Genomic DNA, 1,176 nt, shown 5'->3' on the forward strand with positions numbered 1-1,176 from the left:
TACTGACCTTGGCGCTTCGAGGTGATTGGCCTGTTTGGGTAGCTGACTGACGGCCGTGTGCGCGCTATGCCGTTGGTATGCGTTATGCGGATGGGGGCGGGCTGACGGCAAAGGCACGTCAGCGCCGCGAGGCGGTGCGGCTGGAGGCCGCCGCGTTGTTCGATGAAGGCGTCCCACCGAAGGAGGTTGCCCGCAGGTTGCGGGTGACCACGAAGTCGGCCTACCAGTGGCACCAGGCCTGGCGGGAGGGCGGGGCCGGGGCGCTGGCTTCACGGGGACCGGGTGGGCAGCGTTGCAAGCTGTCGGCGCGGTGCCGGGCGAAGCTGGCCGAGTACCTCGAGCAGGGGTCGGCCGTGCACGGCTGGGACGAGGACCAGGTGTGGACCGGCGCGCGGGTGGCGACGCTGATCGGCCGCGAGTTCCACGTGTCCTACAGCGTCTCGGGGGCCACCCGCCTGATGCACCGACTCGGCTTCACCCCGCAGGTCCCCACGCGGCGTGCCGCGGAACGCGACGAGCAGGCCGTGTCCGCGTGGATGGAGGTGACCTGGGCGGAGGTAAAAGCGCCCGGGCGGCCTGCGACGGATGGCTCTGCTTCGAGGACGAAGCGGGGTTCACCCGCAGACCGCCCAAGGCACGCACGTGGGGACGCCGTGGCATCACCCCGGTCGTGAGGGTGGGCGGCCGGGGCTCCGGACGGGTCTCGGTCGCCGGGCTGATCGCGATGCGGCCGGGCTCGCGGACCCGGCTGTGTCACCGGCTGCGGTGCCATACCGGGCGCAAGGGCGAACGCCGCAGCCTGTCCGAGCGTGACTACATCGGGCTGATAGACGGGGTCCACCAGCTGGTCAAGGCGCCGATCGTGCTGGTGTGGGACCGGTTGAACACCCATGTCTCCCATGCCATGCGTGACTTGATCAACGCGCGGGACTGGCTGACGGTGTTCATCCTGCCCGCATACGCACCCGAGCTGAACGCGGTCGAGTACCTATGGGCCCACGTCAAGCGCAGCCTGGCGAACCTCGCCAGCGTGGCTCTGGAGCGACTCGCCGCGGTCGTCCGCAACCGCCTCAAACGGCTCCAGTACCGATCCGACGTCCTCGACGGCTTCCTCACCGGGACCGGACTCTCCCTCGACCTCCCACCGCCATCACCTTGAAGCGCCGAAGTCAGTAA

1 protein-coding gene is annotated in these 1,176 nt (G+C 69.6%); it reads left to right on the top strand.

Annotated elements, in window-relative coordinates; translation table 11 throughout:
* Positions 1-77 precede the first annotated feature (77 nt).
* Positions 78-1,159 (top strand): IS630 family transposase gene (locus tag PUR71_RS40985; RefSeq protein WP_443077324.1). Its coding sequence is split into 2 segments (ribosomal slippage): positions 78-563 and positions 566-1,159, totalling 1,080 coding nucleotides; the frame shifts between segments, so codons are not numbered across the junction.
* Positions 1,160-1,176 lie beyond the last annotated feature (17 nt).

This window comes from Streptomyces sp. SP17BM10 (assembly GCF_036322405.1).
GTDB lineage: Bacteria > Actinomycetota > Actinomycetes > Streptomycetales > Streptomycetaceae > Kitasatospora.